Below are 24,270 nucleotides of genomic sequence, written 5' to 3'. Positions count from 1 at the left end.
ACCTGCTATCCTCGGAGTGCTTCGCGAGGTTTGCCTTGGCCCCCACGTCCTACAAAGTCGGTCTCATCCAGATGTCCTGCGGTCCCGAGCCGGAGGAGAACCTGCGGAAGGCCCTCGCCTTCGTCGAGGAGGCCGCCGCCCGGGGCGCGCAGGTGATCTGCCTACCGGAACTCTTCCAGACCCAGTACTTCTGCCAGCGGGAAGACGCCGCCCTCTTCGACCTGGCCGAGCCCATCCCCGGCCCCGCGACGGCGGCCCTGGGGGAGGTCGCCCGCCGGCGCGGCGTGGTCGTCCTCTCCTCCCTCTTCGAGCGCCGGGCCCCGGGCCTCTACCACAACACGATGGTGGTGCAGGAGGCGGACGGCGAGATCGCCGGGATCTACCGCAAGATGCACATCCCCGACGATCCCCTCTACTACGAGAAGTTCTACTTCACCCCCGGCGACCTGGGCTTCCGGGCCCACGACACCCGGTTCGGCAAGGTGGGCACCCTCGTGTGCTGGGACCAGTGGTACCCCGAGGGCGCCCGCCTCACGGCCCTCCAGGGCGCCAGCATCCTCTTCTACCCCACCGCCATCGGCTGGCATCCCGATGAGAAGGCCGCCTTCGGCGAGGCCCAGCACGACGCCTGGCGCACGGTCCAGCGGGGCCACGCGGTGGCCAACGGCATCTACGTGGCCGGCGTGAACCGCTGCGGCTTCGAGACCGGCGACATCCGGGGCCAGGCGGCGCCGGGCAAGGGCCTGGAATTCTGGGGCGGCACCTTCCTCGCCGACCCCTTCGGCCGCATCCTCCTCGAGGCCAGCCACGACAAGGAAGAGATCCTCGTCGGCGAGGTGGACCTCCGCCATCTGGAGGACGTGCGCCGCAACTGGCCCTTCTTCCGCGACCGGCGCATCGACGCCTACGGGGACCTTCCCCGCCGCTTCATCGACTGAGGCCGCCATGACCGACCTTCGCTTCCCCGGGGAGTGGGAGCCCCATGCGGCCACGTGGCTCGCCTGGCCCCACAACCGCATGGACTGGCCCGGGCGCTTCCACGCCATCCCCTTCGTGTACGCGGAGATCCTCCGCCACCTGGCCCGCCGCGAGCGGGTGGACCTGCTCGTCCAGGACGAGGCCGCCCAGCGCCGGGCCCAGGCCTTCCTCGCCCGCGCCCACGCGCCCCTGGAGAACATCCGCTTCCACATCCGCCCCACCGACCGCATCTGGATGCGGGATTCCGGCTGCACCTTCGTGAAGGACGGCGACCGGCTGAAGGCCGTGGCCTGGACGTTCAACGCCTGGGCCAAGTACGACAACTGGCAGCGGGACCGGGAGGTGGCCCCCTTCATGGCCCAGGTGGCCGGGGCCCCCGTGATCCGCGGACGCCGCGGCGACCAGCCCCTCGTCCTGGAGGGTGGGAGCATCGACGCCGACGGCCGGGGCACCCTCCTCACCACCGAGGAGTGCCTCCTCAGCGACGTGCAGGTCCGCAACCCGGGCATGACCCGGGACGCGTACGAGCGGGCCTTCGCCGAGCACCTGGGCATCCGGAAGGTCATCTGGCTGGGGGACGGCGTGAAGGGCGACGACACCCACGGCCACGTGGACGACCTGAGCCGCTTCGTGGCCCCCCGCACCGTCGTCACGGTGGTGGAACCCCGCAAGGACGACCCCAACCATGCGCCCCTGGCGGAGAACCTGCGCCGCCTGAAGGCCGCCACCGACGCGGACGGGCACCCCCTGGAGGTCATCGAGCTCCCCATGCCCGGTCCCCTGTACTACCGGGGCGTGCGGCTTCCCGCCAGCTACGGCAACTTCTACATCGCCAACGGCCTGGTCCTCTGCCCCGTCTTCAACGACCCCCACGACCGCCACGCCCTGGACACCCTCGCCAAGGTCTTCCCCGACCGGGAGGTCGTGGGCATCTACAGCGGGGACTTCATCTGGGGCTTCGGCGCCATGCATTGCATGAGCCAGCAGCAGCCGGCCTGACCCGGACGGGGCGGGCCCCGGGGTGCCGCCCTTCCTTTCGCCAAGTCGGCCGGACAGGAGTAACATCGGGGGGCGATCCCGGGTATCCCATGCACTTGACAAGCATCACCCACCGGAAGGAACTCTTCGAGCTGGCCACCCGCTGGTTCGCCGATTGCCCCCACCGGAACGACGGCCGCTTCCTGACCCAGGTGGTGACCTTCGAGAACCTGATCACGGCCCCGGTGGTCCGGGACCTCCTCACCGGCATCAAGCAGGCCATCCATCCCGGCCCGGTGGCGCTCCGCCGCCTCACCAGCAAGGACGAGCTGCGGGAGGCCATCGTGCGGTGCACGCCGGAGCCCACGGCCCGGGAGGAGGAGCTCTTCGACCTGTACCGGCACTTCCCCGAGGACTTCTTCCCCGGCACGCCCTCGGACGTCATCCTCGGCCTGCGGGAGGACGGCTCCATCCTCGGCATGGCCCGCATCAAGCGCCTGCGCCGCATCGCGGAGAAGTGCAGCCGGCGCGTCGCGGACCGCCTGGCAGGGGCCATCAACGAGCGGGCCCGGGCCCTGGCCCAGGAGCGGGCGCGCGCCTTCGGCATCCCCCTTTCCCAGCTCCTCTCCTCCCGGGAGGAGATGACCCAGGACTACCACCAGGCCGAGCGCCTCGTGAGCCGCACCTTCCGGGACGGCGTGCTCGTGTTCAAGCCCGAGGACCTGCGCATCGACGACGGCATCGGCATCAAGTTCGTGGGCACCCCCGAGGAGCTCGCCGCCATGGAGCGCGCCATCCTCGTCCATCCCTCCGTGGTGGCCGTGGAGCGGGAGGAGCACCGCGGGCGCTACAACGACATCAACCTCCTGGTGGACCTGCGCCTCCCCCCCGTGGGGGAGCTGGTGGACCTCGCCCGGGACTGGGACTGGACGCGCCACGCGGGCAAGGGCTTCAGCGCCGACGAGCTCCGGGACCAGTTCCCGGACTTCGTGGAGAGCGGCGAGCGCACCTTCCGCGCCGAAGTGATCCTCACCACCCACGGCGACCTGGTGGAGAGCGAGTTCGGCTCCTGCATCCACGAGGCCCGGATCCTCGAGCAGCGCGCGGGGCTGGGCTACTCCGGCCGCATCGCCTCCAACGCCAGCTTCCTCATCGAATACATGCTCATGCTGGCCATGTCCCCCACCCTGGAGGTGGGCGAGCTGCCCGTGAAGATGTGGGGGCACTACCTGCCCGACGTCTACTCCCTGGCCGTGTGGCGCCTCTTCGGCATCACCCTGGGCCGGGACCAGATCGATCACCTGGTCCCCTGGGGCACCGGCGCCCTGGCGACGGCCCTGCACCTCTGAGCCCGAACTGTGGTAGAGTAGTCGGTTCAACCACCTTTCGGGGGGTTCCCATGGGGATCTTTGAGGGCCAGCTACGTGTGGAAAAGGGCGACCGGTTCGCCCTGGTCGCCGCACGATTCAACGAGTTCATCGTCGACCGCCTCATCGGAGGGGCGACCGACTGCATCATCCGCCACGGCGGCAGCGAGGCCCAGATCGACCTCATCCGGGTGCCCGGAGCCTTCGAGCTGCCCCTGGTCGCCAAGCGGGCCGCCAAGAGCGGCGCCTACGCCGGCGTCATCGTCCTGGGCGCTGTGATCCGGGGCGGCACGCCCCACTTCGACATGATCGCCGCCGAGGTCACCAAGGGCACCGCCCAGGTGGCCCTGGACGCCGGCATCCCCGTGATCTTCGGGGTCCTGACCACCGACACGGTGGAGCAGGCCATCGACCGCGCCGGCACCAAGATGGGCAACAAGGGCTGGGAAGCCGCCCAGAGCCTGCTCGAGACCGTGGACCTCCTGCACGTCATGGGCGGCAAGGTCCAGGGGGGCCACTGATGGGCGTCCGCCGCCGGGGGCGCGAGTACGCCCTCCAGATGCTCTACGCCATGGACGTCACGGAGTACCTCCCCGACGAGGTCTTCGCGGGGTTCAACGCCATCCAGGACCTGAACCGGGACGCCTTCTACTACGCCCGGCGCCTGGTGGACGGCGTCCACGGCCATCTGGACGAGATCGACGCGGCGCTGACCCGCTTCGCCGAGCACTGGAAGATCCACCGCATGGCCGTGGTGGACCGCAACCTCCTGCGCCTCGGCGTCTACGAGTTGATGTTCCTGAAGGAGATCCCCTTCCCCATCGTCATCAACGAGGCGCTGGAGATCATCAAGGAATTCAGCGACCAGGAAGGGACGCAGTTCGTCAACGGCATCCTGGACGCCGCCAGCAAGGAATTCAGACCCAACGAGACGGGGGCCAAGGGCCGGGGCCGCAAGGCCGCCGTGGCCGAGCCCGCCGAGGAGCAGTGAAGCCGGGCATCCCGGCCGAACCTGGAGTCGACATGACCGCAGCCAAGAAGCCCGCACCTGCCCGTACTGCCTCCAAGCCCGCGCAGGCGACACCCTCCGCCCAGCCCCTGGCCTTGGGCATGGAGGACATCAAGGCCCTCATCGGCCTCGTCGCCCGCGAGCACATCGACGAGTTCGAGATGGAGTCGGGTTCCGTCAAGTTCCGCATCCGCAAGGGCGGCGTGCCCGCCGCGGCGGCCCCGGCCCAGGCCGCGGCCCCGGCCATGCCGGTGCCCGCGATGCCCACCCACACCCTGGTGGCGCCGGCCCAGCCCGCCGCCGAGGCCCCCGCCGGCGCCAAGGCGGAGGATCCGGGCATCCACCACATCACCAGCCCCATCGTCGGCACCTTCTACCGGAGCCCGACCCCCAACGGTCCCAGCTACGTCCAGCCCGGCGACTTCGTCAAGCCCGGCCAGACCCTCTGCATCGTGGAGGCCATGAAGCTCATGAACGAGATCGAGTGCGACGTGGCCGGCGAGGTCGTGGCCGTGCTGGTGGAGAACGGCCAGCCCGTGGAGTACGGCGAGCGCCTCTTCGCCGTGCGGGTGCGCTGACGTCATGAGCCCCGTCCGCCGCACCGCCCAGCGGAAGCCCGCCGCCCGTTCCGGCGAGCCGCCCTTCCGCAAGATCCTCATCGCCAACCGGGGCGAGATCGCCCTCCGGGTCATCCAGGCCTGCAAGGAACTCGGCATCCAGACGGTCGCCGTCTACTCCGAGGCCGACCGCAACGCCCTCCACGTGCGGTTCGCGGACGAGGACATCTGCATCGGACCGCCGGCGTCCGCCCGCTCCTACCTGAACATCCCCCAGGTGATCGCCGCCGCCGAGGTGACCGGGGCCGAGGCCATCCACCCCGGCTACGGCTTCCTCAGCGAGAACCCCCACTTCGTGGACGTGTGCCACGCCTGCGGCATCACCTTCATCGGCCCCAACGCCGAGATCATCCGCATGATGGGCAACAAGGCCCAGGCCAAGGCCACCATGCAGGCCGCGGGCGTGCCCCTCATGCCGGGCAGCGACGGCGTCGTCGAGACCGTCGAGGACGCCCTCGCCTGGGCCGAGCGGATCGGGTACCCGGTCATCGTCAAGGCCTCCGCCGGCGGCGGCGGGCGCGGCATGCGCATCGTGAACTCCCCGGAGGAGATGGCGGACCAGTACAACACCGCCCGCACCGAGGCCAAGGCCGCCTTCACCGACGACTCCGTCTACATGGAGAAGTACCTCCTGGAGCCCCGGCACATCGAGGTCCAGATCCTCGGCGACCTCTTCGGCAACATCATCCACCTGGGCGAGCGCGAGTGCTCCATCCAGCGCCGGCACCAGAAGCTGATCGAGGAGAGCCCCAGCCCCGCGCTGACCCCCGAGCTCCGCCGCCGCATCCACGAGACGGCCGTGCGCGCCGCCAAGGCCGTCGGCTACTTCAACGCGGGCACCATCGAGTTCCTGCTGGACGCCCGGGGCGACTTCTTCTTCATGGAGATGAACACCCGGGTCCAGGTCGAGCACCCCGTGACGGAGATGGTCTCGGGCGTCGACATCGTCAAGGAGCAGATCCGCATCGCCGCGGGCCGCAAGCTCTCGTACAGCCAGGACGACATCGTCCTGCGCGGCCACGCCGTGGAGTGCCGCATCAACGCCGAGGACCCGTGGAAGTTCACGCCCTGCCCCGGCCGCATCACCGCCCTCCACTTCCCCGGCGGCCCCGGCATCCGCATGGACACCGCCATGCACCAGGAGGCCACGATCCCGCCCTACTACGACTCCATGGTGGCCAAGCTCATCGCCTACGGGAGCGACCGCACCGAGGCCCTGGCCCGCATGCGCCGCGCCCTGGACACCCTCGTCGTGGAGGGCATCCGCACCACCGCCCCCCTGCACCACCGCATCATCGAGCACCCGGACTTCGTCAAAGGCGCCTTCAGCACCAAGTGGCTGGAGGGCTTCCTGGCGGACCTGGAGAAGGAGCGCGCCGAGGCCGCCGAAGCCTGAGCGCCGCCCAGCCCCTGGGCCCCACGCCGGACGCGCCGGCGTGGGGCCCAGGCCGCGTACCCGGTCCCGGGGAACCGCCCCGGCCTGCGGCCACATCCTGGGTCGGAGCCGGAGGCCCGCCCCCTGCCCCCCGGCCGCTCCCCTTTCCCCGCCCGAGGTCCCCGGTGATGCCGCTCCGCCGTTCCCTGTCCCCCCTCGTCCTGGCCCTGGCCCTCGCCGCGCCGGGCCCCGCCCTCCGCGCCGACCTCGTGTTCGTGGCCGCGGGCTTCACCTTCCAGGGCGCCTCCGGGCCCGTCCACTGGATCAACACCCTCCACCACACCGCCGAGGAACTCGCCGCCCTGACCGCCCAGCTCAAGGCCGCCGGCGACGCCTCCCTCCTCGGCTACGTCCAGGCCCTGGACCGGGCGGCGGCCGCCGGGGCCACCCGGAAAGCGCCCCTCCGCCCGTCATCGGCCGACGAGAAAGCCGCCACCGAGGCGAACCCCCTCGTGGGCCTGCGCCTGGACGGGCGCGGCTTCTTCCTCCAGGATCTGGTGAAGGACCAGGATTTCGCCCAGGCCCTCTTCTTCCCGGGCCAGACCCTGGCCGGCCGGGACCTCAGCGGCTGCACCTTCGCCAACGCGGACCTGGCCGGCGTGGATCTGAGCGCCTGCACCCTCACCGGCTGCTGCTTCGACGGGGCCCACCTGGTCGGCACCCAGCTCCCCCCCGGCGCCCTGGAGGATCCCGCCAACCTTTTCCAGGGGGCCGTCCACTCGGGGGGCAAGCTGGACCTGCGCCTGCGGCCGGACAAGCCCACGAAGACCCCCCCGGGGCGCACCCTCGTCCTCGCCGGCCCCCTCGAACTGGGCCTGGAGGTGGGGCGCGAGGGCTGGTATGCCCAGCTCCCCAAGGGCACGGTGCCCGTGCCCGTCACGGAGGTCCCCCTGGACGGCCTGGACCGGGGCCGCCCCCTGGGGATCGTCCCCGGCGCCAGCCTGCTCAGCCTCCTCATGGAGGACCGGAAGACCCTCGTCAAGATGGCCCCCGAGAGCTACTGGATCTTCACCTTCCCGGAGCCCGTGGGCGCCCTGGGGCCCCACGACGACGGCCTCTGGTGCACCCTGCCCGCCTCGGGCCGCATCCTCTTCTCCTGCGGACGGGACGCCCTGGCCAACCGCGCCGCCAACCCCGTGGCGACCCTCAAGGGCGGGGTCGCCGGGCCGGGCCTGCCGGCGTCGCGGCTGGAGACCCTCACCGTCGGCGAAGGGGGCGGCGGCATCGACCTGACCCTGCCCCGGGAGAACGGGACCTTCGCCACGGCGCGAATCTTCGCCGCCCAGGACGGCGAGCGGGTCCTCGCCCTGGGCCCCGTCGCCCCGGGCAGCTCCCGGTTCGGCCTGGCCGCCACCACCCGGGGGCTCGTGGTCCTGGGGACGGAAGGCCCCCGGCGCCTCCCCCTCGAGGCCTGCCCCTTCAAGGCGGAGGGCCCGGTGCCGGCCCTGGCCCAGGACAAGGGCGGCCGCCTCGTCGTCCTCCAGGGGGGCGTCCTGCACCACCTGCATCCGGGCCGCCCCCACGGGAAGCGCAAGAGGGGAGGCGAGCTGGTGCCCCTCCCCGCCCGGGCCCTGGCGGACAAGGTGGTGTCAGGCCTGGCCTGCTGCCAGGATGGCACCCTCGCCTTCTGCACCTCCCGCCCCTCGGGCCTCGGGCGCCTGGACGGCAACGACGCCCAGTGGTGGGCCCTGGACGAGGGCAGCCAGCCCGTGGAGATCGTCGAAGCGGGACCGGACGTGTTCGTCCTCCGGCTCGCGGGCCGGAACAGCCTCCTGTCGGTCCACCTCCGCCTGCTGGCCGAGGAAGCCGCCGCCCGGAAGGCGGAGAAGCCCGCCCGCGCCCAGGCCACCCCGGCCATCAACCCACCGAAGCCTCCGCCCACCCCGGCCCAGCCCGCCGCGGAGGAGAAGACCTCCCGTCCGGCCCCCTACGGCACCATCGGCCTGGACCACATCCTCCAGGGCCACGCCCACGGCGCCGACCCCACCCGGGGCTGGTTCCCCAAGGGCGCCACCCGGGCCTGGATCGCGGAGCGAGCCGCCGAGGCCATGACCCAGGCCAGCCACGTCCTGGACAGTTTCCAGGGCCGGAAGCTCTTCGGCCGGACCTTCGACGCGCCGATCGGACATGTGGTGGACGCATGCACGGGCCAGCGGGTCGAGACCCGCAGCGCCCTCTGCGTGTACGACCCCGCCGACCGGCACGTGGTGACCTTCTACCCCGTCTGGAGCCTGCCCCGCTACCCGGCCGCCCCAACCGAGGCCAAGGACCGATGAGGGCCGTCCGGGCACCCAGGGGGTTGAATCCAAGACCTCACAATGCGAGGCTGAAGGTCTCCCCTTCCAGGAGGCATCCATGCCATCGACCCTCACCAACCTCCTCCTGGGTGTGTCCCTCGTGACCACCCTGCATGCCCAGGACGACAAATACCAATGGCTCGAGGACGTCATGGGCGAGAAGTCCCTGGCCTGGGTCAAGGAGGCGAACGCCCAGACTTCCGCCAAGCTGGAGGGCACCGCCGAGTACAAGGCCCTCGAGGCGGACCTCCTGAAGATCCTGGATTCCAAGGCCCGGATCCCCATGGTCACCAAGGCCGGCAACTACTTCTACAACCTCTGGCAGGACGCCGACCATCCCCGCGGCCTCTGGCGCCGCACGACCCTCGCCGAGTACCGCAAGGCGGAGCCCCGCTGGGAGACCGTCCTGGACATCGACGCCCTCGGCAAAGCCGAGAAGAAGGGCTGGGTGTTCAAGGGCGCCCAGTTCCTCCGGCCCCAGGCCCGCCTGTGCCTCGTCAGCCTCTCCCCCGGCGGTTCCGACGCCGTGGAGGTGCGGGAGTTCGACGTGGAGGCCAAGGCCTTCGTGAAGGGCGGCTTCCAGACGCCCCTCGCCAAGACCAACGTGGACTGGGTGGACGCGAACACCCTCTTCGTCGGCACCGATTTCGGCAAGGGCACCCTCACCACCTCCGGCTACGCCCGCCAGGCCCGGCGCTGGAAGCGGGGCACCCCCCTCGCCTCCGCCGAGGTCGTGTTCGAGGGCCTCGAGACGGACATGTCGGCCTCGGCCAACCACGATGACACCCCCGGCTTCGAGCGGGACCTCCTCATCCGCACCCCCACCTTCTTCACCAACGAATACTTCCTCCTGAACAAGGACGGCAGCCGCACGAAGCTGGACGTCCCCGCCGACGCCCACGCCGGCTTCCACCGGGAGTGGTTCGTGGTCCAGCCCCGCACCGCCTGGACGGTCGGGGGCCACACCTACGCGGGCGGCAGCCTCCTGGTCATCAAGGCCGACGCCTTCCTGAAGGGCGAACGGACCTTCGACGTCCTCTTCGAGCCCACCCCCGCCTCCAGCCTCGCCGGCGTCGCCTGGACCCGCCACCGCGCCATCCTCCACCTGAACGAGGACGTCAAGAACCGCCTCGTCGAGGTGCGCCACGGCAAGGACGGCTGGACCCGCAAGCCCCTGACCTGGGCGCCGGCCATCGGCACCCTCGCCCTCCGCCCCGTGGACGCGGACACCAGCGACGACTGCTGGCTCGTGACCTCCGATTTCCAGACGCCCACCACCCTCAGCCTCGTGGCGGCCGGCAAGGCCCCCGAGCGCCTGAAGGCCCTGCCCGCCCTCTTCGACGCCTCGAAGCTGGAGACCACCCAGCACTTCGCGGTCTCCAAGGACGGCACCCGGGTCCCCTACTTCATGGTGGCCCCCAAGGGCATGAAGCTCGACGGCTCCCACCCCACCCACCTCTACGCCTACGGCGGTTTCGAGGTCTCCCAGATCCCCGGCTACAACGCGCCCCTCGGCCGCGCCTGGCTCTCCAAGGGCTACGTCTACGTGCTGGCCAACATCCGCGGCGGCGGCGAGTACGGCCCCCGCTGGCACCAGGCCGCCCTCAAGGCCAACCGCCACAAGGCCTATGAGGACCTGGCCGCGGTGGCCGAGGACCTCGTCAAGCGCGGCGTCACCGCGCCGAAGCACCTGGGCGTCCGCGGCGGCAGCAACGGCGGGCTCCTGGTCGGCAACATGCTGACCCAGTACCCGGGGCTCTTCGGCGCCGTGGTCTGCCAGGTCCCCCTGCTGGACATGAAGCGCTACAGCCACCTCCTGGCCGGCGCCTCCTGGATGGCCGAGTACGGCGACCCGGACAAGCCCGAGGAGTGGGCCTTCGTCCAGACCTTCTCCCCCTACCACCTGGTGAAGGCCGACGGCCACTATCCCCCCACCCTCTTCATGACCACGACCCGCGACGACCGGGTGCACCCGGCCCACGCCCGGAAGATGTTCGCCAAGATGAAGGACATGGGCCATGACGTCCTTTACTTCGAGAACGTCGAGGGCGGGCACGGCTCAGGCGCCGACAACCGCCAGACGGCCCACTTCCTGGCCCTGCAGTTCGACTTCATGGAGCAGAAGCTCAAATAGCCCCCCGATTCCCGGGACCGGTTCCTGAACTTCCCAAGCGGCGCGCGCACTAGGGTGTGGCGCGCCGCTTTCGTTCAGAAAATCATTCCGAGGAGTTCCATCATGCATCGCTTCAACTGGGCCCCCGTGGCCCTGGCCGCGGGCCTGTCCCTGTCGGCCGACCCCCTCGCCCACGCCCTGCCCTACGGCGTCTTCACCCCGCAGGAGAGCGGCGAGAAGAAGGACATCATCCATCCCCTCCCGCCCCTCCAGCGCCTCGCGGGGCTCGCCTCCGGCAAGCTCCGCGTGGAGGGCCCCGGCGCCGCGGCCGCCCGCGACCTGCCGGTCTTCACCGGCCCCGACGCCGCCGCTTCCGCCGACCTCCCGGACCTCCGCGAGGACGGCGGCACCTTCGTGGCCGCCGTGGACCTCACCGGGTCGGGCCTCAGCGACCTGATCTACGCCGCCGAGGGCACCAAGGCCTGGGGCCTGCTCACCAACGGCGCCCGCCTCAGCCGGCCCGTCCAGGGCTTCGTGGCCGAGCGCCACGCGGAAGGGACGGCGCCCGCCCACGAGGACAGCATCCCGGCCGACAACACGGAGCTCAAGGTGGACGGGGACCTCCTGGCCGCGGTGGGCGACTTCCTCGGCAACGGCACGGAGCAGCTGGCCTGGACCCGCCCCGGCTTCAGGCACGTGGTGATCGTCGGCGCCCACGGCGTCACCACCATGGCGGCGGACCTCCAGGACCTCAAGTCCGCCGGCTCCGGCGCGCGCAGCCACTGGCTCTTCGCGTTCAAGTCCAACCGCAAGGGCCAGCGCACCCGCCTCGCCTACTACCGGGCCGGCGCGGACCACCTGGTCCGCCTCGTGCCCAAGGGCATGGCCTTCACCACGGAGCGCGTGCCCCTCAAGGCCAACTGGGAGCGGCTGAACCAGGCCGTCCTCGACTGGCCCGTGCAGGCCCGGGCCGACTCCGACGAAAAGGCCGTCCAGGGCAAGTGAGCGGCGGGGCGATCCCGCCCCAGGCATCGGCCGCGGGTTCGCCCGCGGCCTTTGGCGTACGCGGGTCTCCGCACCTTTCCGCTTCAGTCCCGGAGGGGCGGGACCGAAGAGTTGGGAGCGCCCGGCGCACCCGCCTTGGACCCAGCCCCGTCCCCTGTGCCGGCCCCAGCATCCCCTTCCTGCCCGTCCTTCCGGCCTCCCAGAGGCCGGCGCGGCGCAGTTCGCCCGGAGACCTCCATGATCACCCAGCTTCTCGGCGCGGCGGCCCTCTTCGCCGCCGGCTCCACCCTCCCCGTCAACCCCGATCTGGGCGCCCGGGACATCACGCCCGCGGCCAAGGCCCCGGACACCCTGGCGGCCCACTGCGGCCGCACCTGCGCCGTGCGGCCCCGCTGCGGACGCCGCTGCGCCACCTTCCCCCGCTGCGGGCGCCGGTGCGCCACCGCCCCGCGCTGCGGGCACCGGTGCGGGCGGTCCTGCGCCCGGAACGGCGCATGAACGGCGAGGCGCCGACCGGCGTCGGCCTCGGGCTGCGCCTCCCCTTCCTGGGGGAGGCCGCCGCCCGGGACCTGGACGTGCCCTTCTGGGAGATCGCCCCGGAGAACGTGATCGGCGGCGGCGGCGCCGAGGCGGACCTGATCCGGCGGGCCCTGGCCCGCCGCCCCGTGATCTCCCACGGCCTCTCCCTGGGCGTGGGCGGCTTCGATCCCCTGGACGGGACCTACCTGGACCAGCTGGGCGCCTTCCTGGAGGCCACGGGCAGCCCCTGGCACTCGGAGCACCTCTGCTTCACCGCCGTGGACGGCGCCACCACCCTGGACCTCCTGCCCATGCCCTTCACCCGCGACTCGGCCCGCCACGCCGCCGCCCGGTCCCGGGCCCTGCGGGCGGCCCTCCCCGTGCCCCTCCTCCTGGAGAACATCACCTATTACGGCGAGCTGGGCCACGCCGACCTGACGGAGGCCCAGTTCCTGGCCGAGGTGCTGGAGGGGGCCGACGTGGGCTGGCTCCTGGACGTGAACAACGTCTACGTCAACGCCCTCAACTTCGGGTTCGACCCCTTCCGCTGGCTGGAGGCCATGCCCCTGGACCGGGTCGCCCAGATGCACGTGGCCGGCCACCACACCTGGGAGGGCCTCGTGGTGGACACCCACGGCGCCCCGGTCCCCCTGCCGGTGGTGGACCTCATGGCCTTTGCCTTGGCCCGCATCGGGCGCCCCGTCCCCGTCCTGCTGGAGCGGGACAACCACATCCCCCCGCTGCCCGAGCTCCTGGCGGAGCGGGCCCGCCTGCAGGAGGCCTATGACCAGGCCCTCGCCGCCACCGCCTGACCCCGTCCTCGCCCTGCAGCGGGCCCTGGCGGACCTGGCCCTGGACCCGGACACGGCCGCCTTCGAGGCCGATCCCCGGGCCTTCGCCGCGGCCCGGGGCCTGCCCCGGGCGGACCGGGAGGCCTTCCACCGCTTCAAGGCCCGCCTCCTCTTCTACCGGGACGGGGTGCGGGCGGCCCTCTGGGAGCCCCTGGAGGACGCCTACCCCCTCACCCTGGCCCTGCTGGCCCGGGACGGGGCCCTGGAGGCATGCCGGTCCGCCTTCCTCGCCTCCCGCAGCTGCGTCCGGCCCTTCCACCGGGACCTGGCGGCCACCTTCCTGGGCTGGCTCGCCGCCTCCGGCTGGGGCCAGGACCGGTGGCCCGCCCTGCTGGAGCTCGCCCATTCGGAACTGGTGAAGCTCCTGGTGGAGCACGGCCCCGACGGGCCCCTGCCCGGGCACCTCCGCCCGGCGCCCGGTCCCGGCGACGTGGCCGTCCTCGCCCCCGCCACCCAGGTGCTCGCCTACGCCCACCGGGTGCTGGAGGCCACCCTGGACCGGCCCGAGCCCCCGCCGGGGGCCTGCCGCCTCGTGGCGGCCCGCGGCCCCGACGGCGCGGTCCGCTGGCGGGAGCTCACGGAGGGGGCCACCGCCCTCCTCGTGCGGGCCCAGAACGAGCCCATCGGCGAGGTGGTGGCCGCCCTGGGCCTCCGGGACGGCCCCGCGGCCCTCGCCTTCCTCGCCGAGCTCCGGGCCTGGGGCGCCCTGGCCGGCTTCACCGACGCCACCCGCCTCCCCCGCGGCCCCGACGCGGACCCGGGCCTCCCCTGAGACGGATCAGGCGGCGCGCCCGTCGTGGGCGCGCCGCCTGATCCCGCTCCAGGGTTGGCCCCGCCTCAGGCCTCCTCGGGCGCCGCGCCCTTGGCCATGGGCCGCATGAGGGGGAAGAGGAGCACGTCGCGGATCGTGGAGCTGTTGGTCATCAGCATCACCATGCGGTCCATGCCCACGCCCAGGCCGCCGCAGGGCGGGAAACCGTGCTCCAGGGCCTCGACGAAGTCCTCGTCCAGCAGCATGGCCTCGTCGTTGCCGGCCTCGCGCTCCGCCAGCTGGGCCATGAAGCGCTCCATCTGGACGACGGGGTCGTTGAGCTCCGAATAGGCGTTGGCCAGTTCCATGCCGCCGATGAACAGCTCGAACCGGTCCACGAACTTCTCGTCCCCGGGCAGGTTCTTGGTGAGGGGGCTCAGCTCCACCGGGTACTCGGTGATGAAGGTGGGCTGGATCAGGTGTTCCTCGGCGTGGTGCTCGAAGAGGGCCCCCAGGAGGGCGCCGGTGGTCTGCTTTTCCGCGTCCTCGATGTGGGCCTCCTGGGCCAGCTTCAGCACCTCCGCGGGATCCTCCAGGCGGGCCCGGTCGATGCGGCCGTACTGGGCCGTGGCGTCCTTCAGGGTCATGCGGCGGAAGGGGGTCGCGTAGCTGATGACCCGCGGCGTGCCGTCGGGGTTCTCGCCCCAGGGCCGCTCCACGCCGCCCATGAGGGTGGCGATCTCCTGGAAGAGGTTCTCGGTGAGCACCATGACGTCCCGGAGATCGTCGCCGGCGGCGTAGCTCTCCAGCATGGTGAACTCCGGGTTGTGGCGCATGGAGACGCCTTCGTTCCGGAAGTTGCGGTTCACCTCGAAGACCCGCTCGAAGCCGCCCACGATGAGGCGCTTGAGGTAGAGCTCCGGGGCGATGCGGAGGTAGAGGGGGATGTCCAGGGCGTTGTGGTGCGTGATGAAGGGCCGGGCCGTGGCGCCGCCGGGGATGGGCTGCATCATGGGCGTCTCGACCTCGAGGAAGCCCCGGGACTCCATGTAGCGGCGCACCCCCGCGATGATGCGGCTGCGGGCCTGGAAGGTCTTGAGCACCTCGGGATTGCTGATGAGGTCCAGGTAGCGCTGCCGGTAGCGGCTCTCCTTGTCCTGGAGGCCGTGCCACTTCTCCGGCAGGGGGAGGTGGGCCTTGGTGAGGAACTGGACGCGGGTGGCGCGGACGGACAGCTCGCCCATCTTGGTGCGCATGACGGGGCCCGTGACGCTGATGAAGTCGCCCAGGTCCAGGAGCTTGACCACGTCCCAGCCCGGCGCCTCCAGGTCGTTCATGCGGAAGTAGACCTGGAGCTTGTCGCCCATCTCGGTGATGTGCACGAAGACGCTCTTCCCCATCTCGCGGATGGCGATGACCCGGCCCATGACGCTCACCACCTCGTTGAGCCCCTCCAGCTCCTCCTGGGTCCGGCGGACCTCGCCCCGGTCGTGGGCGTCCAGGATCTGCCCGATGCCGTGGGTCCGTTCCGCTTTGCGCGGCCACACGTCCAGGCCGAGGGCCTTGAGCTTCTCCAGCTTCTCGATGCGGGCTTGGCGGTATTGGCTCAGTTGCATGCGGTCTCCAACGGTACGGCGAAAGACCAGTCTACCGTGGAATGCCGTTGATCCGGGTCAAGCCGGGGTGAGGTGGACCAGACCCAGGCTGGGCCCGCCCAGGCAGGTGGCCGAGAAACGCCGGCCCGCCAGGTCCAGGGTCCGGGCCTCCGCGGGCGCGCCATCCTCCGCCGGCGGCGGAATGCGGCGCCAGGCGTCCTCCTGGCCGGGGTCCTCCCCGAACACCCGCGTCCCGGCGGCGGGCAGGCCCTGGGCCGCCCACCCGGGCGTGGCCTCCACCACGAGGCCCGTGATCCGGTCCACGAAGGCGGCCGGAGCCTCCGAACGGCGGAAGGCCACCTGATAGCGGTCCAGCCGCCGGGTCAGGTCCGCCTCCCGGGCCGCGGCCGCGTCCTCCAGGCGGATGACGGCCCGCCAGTAGCGGTGGGCCAGGACGGAGGCCAGGAAGAGGGCCGCCACCAGCAGGAGCACGCCCCCGTCGACGCGGGGGGGCCAAACGAGAAGGAGGGCAGGCAGGATCATGGTCGCTCCCAGCCTGCATCATCGGGCAGAAACCGGCCGGCGGTCCAGGCCCCTGGCTTCAGCCCACCCGCAGGGCCAGCACCGCGCGCACCCCCACCCAGGCGCCACCGGCCGCCAGCAGGCCGCCCATGACCCGGATGAAGCCATGGATGGCCGCGTGGCTCAGGCGGCTCTTGAAGCGGCGGACCAGGGCCAGCAGGGTGATGAACCAGGTGATGATGCCGCCCAGGACGCCCACGGCGAAGGGGATGGCCCGGCGCGGGTCCAGGATGAAGAGCCCCGTGGCGTGCAGGGCCGTCAGGGCCGCCGTCCAGCTCACGATGAGGGTGGGGTTCACGGCCGTGATGAGGAAGCCCCCCGCCAGGCTCCGCTTCAGGCCCCGGGTGCGGGCCTCCTGGGGCCGTTCCTGGGGCGGCTTGGGCTTGTGGCCCAGCAGGATGACCCCCAGGATGAGGCAGAGGGCGGCCCCGGCGATGCGGGTGGCCGGCAGCACCATGGGGTGCCGCTCCAGGACCGTGCTCAGGCCGTAGTAGGCCAGGAGGGCGTAGCCCGCCTCCGCGACGGCGCCGCCCAGGGCCACGTTCCGCGCGTGGCGCATGTCGTGGTTGAGCCCCAGCCGGAGCACCAGCATGGCGATGGGGCCCGCCACCGGCATGGAGCCGATGAAGCCGAAGAGGAATCCGACCAGGACCGCGGCGAGCATCAGCCACTATAACCCGGCGGGCCGTTCCCTGCGGAGGCCTGCACCCTCAGATCTCCTGGAGAAGTTCGGCCTTCCGGCGGGCAGCTTCCTCCTCGGACAGGAGCCCCTTGGCCCGGAGATCCTCCAGGATCCGCAGGCGCTCCTCCAGGGAAGGCGACCGGCCGGCCTTCTCCGACGGCGCGCCGGACCGGGCCTCCACCCGGCGGCAGGCCTCCAGCAGGCCCTGGGCCTTGCGGCATTCGGCGAGGGCCTCCAGGAAGATCCCATTGCCGGGCTCCAGGCCCTGGGCCGCCTCGAGCAGGGGCAGGGCCGCCGCGTAGTCCCCCTGGATGAAATGGCAGATGCCGGCGTTGTACTGGGCGCGCGCCCGCTGGCGGGGCTTGGCCGCCGGGTCCGCCTGGGCGAGGTCGCGGGCCTCCAGGGACAGGCGCAGAGCCCCGGCGGCGTCCCCCGCCCGCACCCGGCCGTAGGCGGCCTTCATGCCGAAATCCCGGTCATCGTAGAACACCAGGCGCCGGCGCTCCGTCCAGGGCAGCAGGAGGCGCCGCAGGTCCCGCAGGACCTCCTGAACCGCCCGGTCCTTGGCCTCGACGGAGGATGGATAGGGGGGCCGCCCGGTCATGGATTCCGACGCGAGGTAAGGGCTGGCCGACAGGCGAAGCCCCCGGTAGAGGCGGCCGGTGGCGCAGTCCACCACCTGGAGGGTCGCGCTCAGTTCGGCCTCGGTCCGGGAGATGTACGTGGTGACCTGCCGCTCGGCCCCCTGGAGGTCCCGGACCGTGTGCTGGGCCGTGAGGGGGACCTCCCGGGTGCGGAAGGCGTGGGTCTTGACGATGAGGAGCACGGGCGCGCCGATCAACCGTCCCAGGGCCACCGCGGTGGCCTCGTCCGCCAGGCCCGAGGCCCCCAGTTTCTGTTCGGCCAGGACCTTGTCCAGATTGGCCCGGTCCATCACTTCCAGGGTGCCCTGGGCCGCCAGGTCCACCGCGAGGGCGTCCGCCAGCTCCGCGCTGGCCCGGTCGGTAACCGGCGCGAAGGCCACCCGCCGGACCTGGAGCCCCAGGCCGGGAGGATGGGTGAGGGTCACTTCCACCTCGGGGTTGAACAGCCGCTGGAAGAGCTGGGCCTGGGCCCCCGTCGAGACGGCGGCCGCCAGCAGGACCGCGGGCATGCGCATGAAAATCTCCATCAACCAGGCTCATTGCCGGTTCCTACCTGAGTGAGCCCAGCCGCCTCTGGGTTTCGGAGGGCCCCCCTAGCGACCCCAGGGCGGCTGAAGGCGACCTGGACGTCGCCAAAGCCCCCTATTTCGGCAAATTAATGCGCTCACCCCCCTCGACGGGGGACCGGGTTCCTTGGAATCCTGGAGGGGGCGTGTCGGCAGGCGTCCACAAGGCCCCCGTCCGCCCTGGAGCATTCCCCCATGAACCTTCTCAAGGCCCTTACGATCCGCGCGCGCGTGCTCGTGATCATTTTCGGCTGCAGCCTCGCCCTGGTCACCATGGGGGCCGCCAGCCTTTTCTATGAACTCAAGCTCAGGTCCGCCAACATCCAGGTGTCCATGGAGGTCTACCGGGAGGCCCTGACCGTGACCCTCGGCCTCCTCGCCTTTTTCATCATCTGCGGCGCGGGCCTCGGCATCATCCTCGGCTGGAGCATCAACAGCTCCCTGCGGGAGATCACCGACCGGGTCCGCGACCTCGCGGAGGGCGAAGGCGACCTCACCCGCCGCATCAGCGTCGAGGGCCGGGACGAGCTCAGCACGATGGCGGCCCTCATCAACACCTTCATCCGCAAGGCCCACGACACCGTGGCCCACAGCGTGAGCGTGGCCAACGAGACCGCGGCGTCCAGCAACGAGCTCTCCACCATCTCCCGGGACCTGGCCGAGAACGTGTCCAGCCAGTGCGTCCTCGCCGAGAACTCGAGCACCCTCATGACGGACGTGGCCCGGAACCTGGACGTCACCGAGGAGATGTCCATCACGACCACCGAGACCCTCGAGGCCACCCAGCGCGTCCTCGACGATTTCGTCGCGACCCTCAACCAGGTCGGCGAGGTGGTGATCCGGGAGGGCGGGAAGCAGTCCGAGCTCGCGGGCCGCATGGAGCGCCTGAGCCAGGACGCCCAGGGCATCAACGAGGTTCTGGGCATCCTCGCGGAGATCGCCAACCAGACCAACCTCCTGGCCCTGAACGCCTCCATCGAGGCCGCCCACGCCCGCGAGTCCGGCAAGGGCTTCGCCGTCGTCGCCGAGGAGATCCGCAAGCTCGCCGTCAAGACCCAGAACTCGCTCACGGAGATCAACGTCAACGTGAACAAGGTCGTCGACGGCATCGAGGCCATGGTCGCCGAGACGGCCGCGGCCTCCGAGACCATGGTCGACGTCTCCGGGAAGGCGCAGAAGCTGCTCGACGAGGCCGGCGTCACAGGCGAGAAGCTCCGCGGCAGCGTCGAGACCAGCGGCGACCTCGTCCGGAAGACCACGTACATCGCCACCCGCACCAAGGACCTCATCGAGACGATGAACAACCTCGTGGACCTGTCCAACCGGAACAAGGACGCCGCCCGGGGCGTGGATTCGGTCTCCGCCGCCCTGGCCGAGAAGAGCGAGGACCTCCGCTCCTCCCTCAACCACTTCCGCGTCCAATGAGCCCCGCGGCCGTCGTCCGGGACAGCGTCCCGGCCTTCTCCCGGCAGCTGACGGCGCTGCTCGTGGAGGACGACGGCCCCACGCGGCTCTTCCTCTCCACCCTCCTCGCCGGCACCTTCAAGGAGCTCCACACGGCCCGGGACGGCCAGGAGGGCCTGGAGGCCTTCCGCCGGACCGCCCCGGACATCGTCCTCGCCGACCAGGCCATGCCCCGTCTGTCGGGCCTCCTGATGATCGCCGGGATCCGCGAGGCCGATCCCAAGGTGCCCGTCATCTTCATCACCTCCACCATGGACACGGAGATCCTGGTGGAGGCCATCAACCTCGGCATCTCGGCCTTCGTCCCCAAGCCGGTCACGACGCCCCTCCTCGCCAAGGCCATCTCCCTCGTGGTGGGCCTCCTGGAGAACGACCACCTCCAGCGCAAGACCGTCGAGCAGGAGCTCACCCTCCTGCAGATGAAGGAGAAGTACCACGACCTCCAGCAGGAGACGGCCTTCCGCAAGGAGCTCTCGATCCTGGAGAACGAGTACCTGGCCCGGCCCTTCCGGTGCGGCGCGGGCTGCGGCGAATGGGTCGCCCAGGTGCAGTACCACCCCCACGACATCATGTGCGGCGACAGCTGGTCCCTGCGGCGGCTGCCGGACGGGGGCATGCTCATCTACCTGGCCGACGCCATGGGCAAGGGCCTCTCCGCCGCCCTCACGACGTCCGTGGGGGCCCACACCTTCAACCTCCAGGTGGATGGCCTGCCGCCGGAGCCCTTCGATTTCCAGCTCTTCATCGGCCGTTTCACGGCCCGGATGGCCAAGCGCCTCCTGGAGGACGAGATCCTCTCCTTCCTCCTGGCCTGGCTGCCCGGGGAAGCCCCGGTCCTCGAGACGGCCTCCTTCGGCATGCCGCCCATCCAGGTGGACACCGGGGAGGGCGGGGTCATCCGCTTCCTCAGTGACAACCCGCCCCTCTCCCCCTTCGCGGACGACTTCCGGACCACCCGCCGGCCCCTGGCGGGGGCCCAGGCCCTCCTCTTCCACACGGACGGCCTGAACGAGGCCGAAACCACGGCGGGCCGCCTCTACCGGGACCACCTCCAGGACGACCTCCGGGCCGCGGGATCCCGGGACGCCCTATGGCGCGCCTTCCGGGCGCGGGTCCCCGAACCCGCCGACGATGTGACCTTCCTCCTCCTCTCCCGCATGGACCTGCCGGTCCTGTGGGAGGCGACCTTCGTCATCCCGCCCCGCCTCGCGGCCGTGGACGCGCTCGCCCTGGACCTGGAGGACCTCCTGGCCGGCCCCCTCGGCCTGGCCGAACCCCTCCGGGACGCCCTCGGGACCTCCCTGCGGGAGGCGCTCATGAACGCCTACGAGCACGGGCGCCTGGGCATCGACGGCCGCGAGAAGCGCCGGCTCCTGGAGGAGGGCGTCTGGCTGGATCACCTCCTGGAGGCCGAGGCCCAGGCCGAAGGCGACATCCGCACCCACCTCAGCCTGTGCGACCGCGGCCCCAACCTGGTCTTCAAGGCCACGGTGGCGGACGGCGGGCGGGGCTTCCAGGTGCCCAACGCCTGGCCCAGCGAACGGGATCTCCTCGCCCTCAGTGGACGGGGCCTGAAAATGATTCGAAAATACTCGGACGGCATGACTTTCAACGATTCCGGCAACGAAATCACCTTCTTCAGGGCATTCCCCAGGTCCCTCCATGCAGATCGCGCGCACGGGCTCCCGTGAAATTTCCATCACCGGCAACATCAAGACCACGGACGACTACCTGGCCATCCGCCGCATGGCCCAGGACCTGGTCGAGGAAGGGGTCACCGCGATCACGTTCCTCATCGACGCCTCCCTGTCGATGCCCTCCTCGGTGATCGGCTACTTCGTCAAGCTCGTGAAGCGGGACAAGATCGCGCTCCGCATGGTGATCGAGGATCCCAGGCTGCTCGAGCTCCTGGAAGAGCTGGGCCTGAAGGACGCCTTCGGCGCCGTGGGGAAGACGGCCTGAGCGGACGTCGCCCCCTGGAGCCGTTGCCGCCCCTTCGCCCATCCCGAATCAGGCTTCCGGCGGCCGGCACGAGGCCGGTCGAAGGCAGCCTGGACGACTTGATCGGCCCTCCGCGAGGTCAGTCGCTGGCGGCGCCGTCGGCCTGAGCGGCGGCATCGGCCGGCGCAGGGTCGGCGGGCGCGGGGTCGGCCGCAGGCGCCGCCGCGCCGGCCTTGAGGGCCTTCAGGACACCGATGGTCAGGAACGCGGGCGCCTTGGAGCCCTCCTTGTAGCTGTCCAGCTTGGAGGGGACCAGGGCGGAGGACGTGAAGTCCACCTCCCGGCCCTTCTTGTCCTTGGTGACGCCGAACACGGCGGTGGTGCCCGCCGACGGGTCGTAACCCACCTGCAGGGTCGGCAGGTTGCTGGCGGCCTTGCCGTTGGCGGTGGCGTTGGAGATCACGAACTTGAACGCATTGCCGCTGTAGGTGAAGAGGTAGGACTGGCCCGCCTCCAGGAGGTAGGGGCCCATGAGGGCCTTGACCCCCTTCTCAGGTTCGCCCACCTTCCGGACCTTCAGCGTGCCGGAGGCAAAGGTGTCCTTCTTGATCACGAAGTTGCTCTTGCTCTGGATGTCGATGCGGCTCCAGGTGGCGGCCGTGGCGGGGACGGCCGCGGCCAGGGCCGCGGCGCAGAGGATGCGGGCCAGGGGGGCGGTGGGCATGGGCGGGGAACTCCTCGGATGGGACCGGATGGGACGGAACCGCCCGGGGCGGGGCCCCGGGCGGTGGAGGATGGTTCCCGATATGTATAATTAGTTTATAACGTGCGTCAAGGCTCCCCGGCTCAGCGGGCGGCGAGCACGCCCTTGGCCACCTTCACCACGTTCTCCACGGTGAAGCCGAACCGCTCGAAGAGGATCTCGGCGGGGGCGGAGGCCCCGAAGTGGTCCAGGCCCACGGAGGCGCCGTCCAGGCCCACGAAGCGCTCCCAGCCATGGGTGAGGCCGGCCTCGACGCTGACCCGGGCCTTCACGGCGGCGGGCAGCACCTGCTCCCGGTAGGCGGCGTCCTGGCGCGCGAAGAGCTCCCAGCTGGGCATGGACACCACGCGGGTGGGGATGCCCTCGGCCTCCAGGACCGCGCGGGCCTTGAGGGCCAGGTGGACCTCGCTGCCGGTGGCCAGGAGCAGGAGCTTCGGCGCGGCCGAGGCCTCCTCCAGGATGTAGGCGCCGCGGGCGGCGCCCCGGGCCTTGGCGGCGTCCAGCACGGGCAGCTTCTGGCGGGTGAGGGCCAGACCGACGGGGCCCTTCGCCTGGCCGATCGCGGCGCGCCAGGCCTCCACCGTCTCGTTGGCGTCGGCGGGCCGGATCATCGTCATGCCCGGGATCATGCGGAGGGTCATGACCTGCTCAACCGGCTGGTGGGTGGGGCCGTCCTCGCCCACGCCGATGGAATCATGCGTCCACACATAGGTGACCGGCTGGCCCATGAGGGCGGCGAGCCGGACGGGAGGCCGCATGTAGTCGCTGAAGATGAGGAAGGTGGCCCCGAAGACACGGAGGCCGCCGTGGAGGCTCATGCCGTTGAGGACGGCGCCCATGGCGTGCTCGCGGATGCCCCAGTGGAAGTTCCGGCCCGAGGCCCCCGGGCCGAAGTCGCCGCCGTCCTTGAGGTTCGTGTTGTTGGACGGGGCCAGGTCGGCGGAACCGCCCACCAGGTTGGGGATGGCGGTGGCGAGGGCGTTGAGGGCCTTGCCGCTGGCTTCCCGGGTGGCCTGATCCTGGCCGGCCTGGAACACCGGCAGGGCCTCCTGCCAGCCGGCAGGCAGCTCCCCCTTCATGAAGGCCTCGAACTCGGCGGCCTCCGCCGGGAAGGCGGCGCGGTAGGCCTCGAAGCGCTTCTCCCAGGCGGCCTGCGCCCCGGCGCCCCGCTCCAGGCAGCCCCGCCAGTGGGCCAGGGCCTCGGCGGGCACGACGAAGTGGCCGTCCGGATCCCAGCCCAGGATCTCCTTGGTGGCCCGGATCTCGCCCTCGCCCAGGGGGGCGCCGTGGGCGTGGTGGGTGTTCTTCTTGGTGGGGGCGGGCCACCCGATGATGGTGCGGCAGTCGATGAGGGTGGGCTTGCCGCAGGGCTTCGACGCCTCCGCGAAGGCCTTCCCGAGGGCCTCCAGGTCCTCGCCGTCGGCGACCTTCAGGACGCGCCAGCCCTGGGCCTCGAAGCGGCGGCCCACGTTCTCGGTGAAGGCCAGGCCGGCCTCGCCCTCGATGGTGATGTTGTTGTTGTCGTAGAGGACGACGAGCTTCTCCAGGCCGAGGTGGCCGGCGAGGCTCGCGGCCTCCATGGCCACGCCTTCCATGAGGTCGCCGTCGCCGGCGAAGCACCAGGTGCGGTGGTCCACGACCGCGTGGCCGGGGCGGTTGAAGCGGTCCGCGAGCCAGCGCTCCGCGATGGCCATGCCGACGGCGTTGCTGACGCCCTGGCCCAGGGGCCCCGTCGTCGTCTCGACGCCGGCGGTGTGCCCGAACTCGGGGTGGCCCGGGGTCCGGGAGCCCCACTGGCGGAAGTTCTTCAGGTCCTCCAGCTCCAGGCCGTAGCCGGCGAGGTGGAGCAGGGAGTAGATGAGCATCGAGACGTGCCCGCAGGAGAGGACGAAGCGGTCCCGGTCGGCCCACTTGGGATCGGCGGGGTTGTGCTTCAGGAACTTCGTCCAGAGGGTGTAGGCCGCGGGGGCCTGGGCCATGGCGGTGCCGGGATGGCCGCTGTTGGCCTTCTGGACGGCGTCCATGGCGAGGCACCTCACGGTGTCGATGCAGAGCTTGTCGATGTTGGTGGCGGCGAATGTCACGTGGAAACCTCCATGCGAGGAACAAAGGC

At 71.3% G+C, this 24,270-nt stretch carries 22 protein-coding genes; 16 read left to right on the top strand and 6 right to left on the bottom strand.

The window, feature by feature from the left end; genetic code table 11:
• Window positions 1–35: 35 nt before the first annotated feature.
• The 13 genes from R2J75_RS03805 (at window position 36) to R2J75_RS03745 (ending at window position 13,941) form a co-directional block, all read left to right on the top strand.
• A complete protein-coding gene (locus R2J75_RS03805; protein ID WP_243329246.1) occupies window positions 36–938 on the top strand; it encodes a carbon-nitrogen hydrolase in 903 nt (300 codons plus the stop codon).
• 7 nt (window positions 939–945) lie between these two features.
• On the top strand, window positions 946–1,977 hold the full coding sequence (locus R2J75_RS03800) for an agmatine deiminase family protein (protein WP_243329245.1): 1,032 nt from the start codon (window positions 946–948) through the stop codon (window positions 1,975–1,977).
• 89 nt (window positions 1,978–2,066) lie between these two features.
• On the top strand, window positions 2,067–3,305 hold the full coding sequence (locus R2J75_RS03795; RefSeq protein ID WP_243329244.1) for a hypothetical protein: 1,239 nt from the start codon (window positions 2,067–2,069) through the stop codon (window positions 3,303–3,305).
• Window positions 3,306–3,355: 50 nt separating this feature from the next.
• On the top strand, window positions 3,356–3,844 hold the full coding sequence (ribH, locus tag R2J75_RS03790) for a 6,7-dimethyl-8-ribityllumazine synthase (protein ID WP_243329243.1): 489 nt from the start codon (window positions 3,356–3,358) through the stop codon (window positions 3,842–3,844).
• The gene (gene nusB, locus R2J75_RS03785; protein WP_243329242.1) at window positions 3,844–4,314 is read left to right on the top strand and encodes a transcription antitermination factor NusB; all 471 of its coding nucleotides are present in this window, start codon (window positions 3,844–3,846) and stop codon (window positions 4,312–4,314) included. Before ribH ends, nusB begins: the two co-directional genes overlap by 1 nt.
• 32 nt (window positions 4,315–4,346) lie before the next feature.
• Entirely contained in the window at window positions 4,347–4,910 is a 564-nt protein-coding gene (gene accB / locus R2J75_RS03780; RefSeq protein ID WP_243345687.1) for an acetyl-CoA carboxylase biotin carboxyl carrier protein, read from the top strand.
• A 4-nt stretch (window positions 4,911–4,914) separates the two neighbouring features.
• On the top strand, window positions 4,915–6,345 hold the full coding sequence (gene accC, locus R2J75_RS03775; protein WP_243345686.1) for an acetyl-CoA carboxylase biotin carboxylase subunit: 1,431 nt from the start codon (window positions 4,915–4,917) through the stop codon (window positions 6,343–6,345).
• 167 nt (window positions 6,346–6,512) lie between these two features.
• Window positions 6,513–8,660, top strand: coding sequence for a pentapeptide repeat-containing protein (locus R2J75_RS03770; RefSeq protein ID WP_316411099.1), 2,148 nt, complete (start codon window positions 6,513–6,515; stop codon window positions 8,658–8,660).
• 79 nt (window positions 8,661–8,739) lie between these two features.
• Window positions 8,740–10,815, top strand: coding sequence for a prolyl oligopeptidase family serine peptidase (locus tag R2J75_RS03765; RefSeq protein WP_316411098.1), 2,076 nt, complete (start codon window positions 8,740–8,742; stop codon window positions 10,813–10,815).
• Window positions 10,816–10,917: 102 nt separating this feature from the next.
• Window positions 10,918–11,799 (top strand): hypothetical protein, encoded by an 882-nt coding sequence (locus R2J75_RS03760; protein WP_243329238.1) that lies wholly within the window; start codon window positions 10,918–10,920, stop codon window positions 11,797–11,799.
• Between the two features lie 237 nt (window positions 11,800–12,036).
• Window positions 12,037–12,297 carry a hypothetical protein gene (locus R2J75_RS03755; protein WP_316411097.1) on the top strand — a complete coding sequence of 87 codons (261 nt, stop codon included), beginning with the start codon at window positions 12,037–12,039 and terminating at the stop codon, window positions 12,295–12,297.
• Window positions 12,294–13,130, top strand: coding sequence for a DUF692 domain-containing protein (locus tag R2J75_RS03750; RefSeq protein ID WP_279341729.1), 837 nt, complete (start codon window positions 12,294–12,296; stop codon window positions 13,128–13,130). Before R2J75_RS03755 ends, R2J75_RS03750 begins: the two co-directional genes overlap by 4 nt.
• Window positions 13,102–13,941: an HvfC/BufC family peptide modification chaperone gene (locus tag R2J75_RS03745; protein WP_316411096.1), complete on the top strand. Its 840-nt coding sequence runs from the start codon at window positions 13,102–13,104 to the stop codon at window positions 13,939–13,941. The genes R2J75_RS03750 and R2J75_RS03745 overlap by 29 nt, the downstream gene beginning before the upstream one ends.
• A gap of 65 nt (window positions 13,942–14,006) precedes the next feature.
• On the opposite strand, the gene lysS is transcribed toward R2J75_RS03745, so the two are convergent.
• The 4 genes from lysS to R2J75_RS03725 are packed head-to-tail and all read right to left on the bottom strand — an operon-like array spanning window position 14,007 to window position 17,938.
• Complete coding sequence (gene lysS, locus R2J75_RS03740; protein ID WP_243329236.1) at window positions 14,007–15,536, bottom strand: lysine--tRNA ligase; 1,530 nt, start codon at window positions 15,534–15,536, stop codon at window positions 14,007–14,009.
• Window positions 15,537–15,593: 57 nt separating this feature from the next.
• On the bottom strand, window positions 15,594–16,058 hold the full coding sequence (locus R2J75_RS03735) for a hypothetical protein (RefSeq protein WP_243345684.1): 465 nt from the start codon (window positions 16,056–16,058) through the stop codon (window positions 15,594–15,596).
• 58 nt (window positions 16,059–16,116) lie between these two features.
• The gene (locus R2J75_RS03730; protein WP_243329234.1) at window positions 16,117–16,761 is read right to left on the bottom strand and encodes a LysE family translocator; all 645 of its coding nucleotides are present in this window, start codon (window positions 16,759–16,761) and stop codon (window positions 16,117–16,119) included.
• 46 nt (window positions 16,762–16,807) lie between these two features.
• Window positions 16,808–17,938: a CsgG/HfaB family protein gene (locus R2J75_RS03725; RefSeq protein ID WP_279341727.1), complete on the bottom strand. Its 1,131-nt coding sequence runs from the start codon at window positions 17,936–17,938 to the stop codon at window positions 16,808–16,810.
• 246 nt (window positions 17,939–18,184) lie between these two features.
• Between R2J75_RS03725 and R2J75_RS03720 the strand changes: the two genes are divergently transcribed.
• The 3 genes from R2J75_RS03720 to R2J75_RS03710 are packed head-to-tail and all read left to right on the top strand — an operon-like array spanning window position 18,185 to window position 21,415.
• The gene (locus R2J75_RS03720) at window positions 18,185–19,414 is read left to right on the top strand and encodes a methyl-accepting chemotaxis protein (RefSeq protein ID WP_243329233.1); all 1,230 of its coding nucleotides are present in this window, start codon (window positions 18,185–18,187) and stop codon (window positions 19,412–19,414) included.
• Entirely contained in the window at window positions 19,411–21,144 is a 1,734-nt protein-coding gene (locus R2J75_RS03715) for a response regulator (RefSeq protein ID WP_243329232.1), read from the top strand. Before R2J75_RS03720 ends, R2J75_RS03715 begins: the two co-directional genes overlap by 4 nt.
• Entirely contained in the window at window positions 21,116–21,415 is a 300-nt protein-coding gene (locus R2J75_RS03710) for a hypothetical protein (RefSeq protein ID WP_243329231.1), read from the top strand. The genes R2J75_RS03715 and R2J75_RS03710 overlap by 29 nt, the downstream gene beginning before the upstream one ends.
• Before the next feature lie 118 nt (window positions 21,416–21,533).
• Here R2J75_RS03710 and R2J75_RS03705 read toward each other — a convergent pair whose 3' ends face one another.
• Both R2J75_RS03705 and tkt read right to left on the bottom strand, forming a co-directional pair.
• Window positions 21,534–22,118 (bottom strand): hypothetical protein, encoded by a 585-nt coding sequence (locus tag R2J75_RS03705; RefSeq protein ID WP_316411095.1) that lies wholly within the window; start codon window positions 22,116–22,118, stop codon window positions 21,534–21,536.
• Between the two features lie 122 nt (window positions 22,119–22,240).
• Window positions 22,241–24,241, bottom strand: a complete 2,001-nt coding sequence (gene tkt, locus R2J75_RS03700; RefSeq protein ID WP_243329229.1) for a transketolase — start codon at window positions 24,239–24,241, stop codon at window positions 22,241–22,243.
• Between the last annotated feature and the right edge of the window lie 29 nt (window positions 24,242–24,270).

The organism is Mesoterricola sediminis (assembly GCF_030295425.1).
Lineage (GTDB): Bacteria > Acidobacteriota > Holophagae > Holophagales > Holophagaceae > Mesoterricola > Mesoterricola sediminis.
Note: the sequence above shows the minus strand (reverse complement) of the source record. Positions and strands in the feature narration are given on the sequence as shown.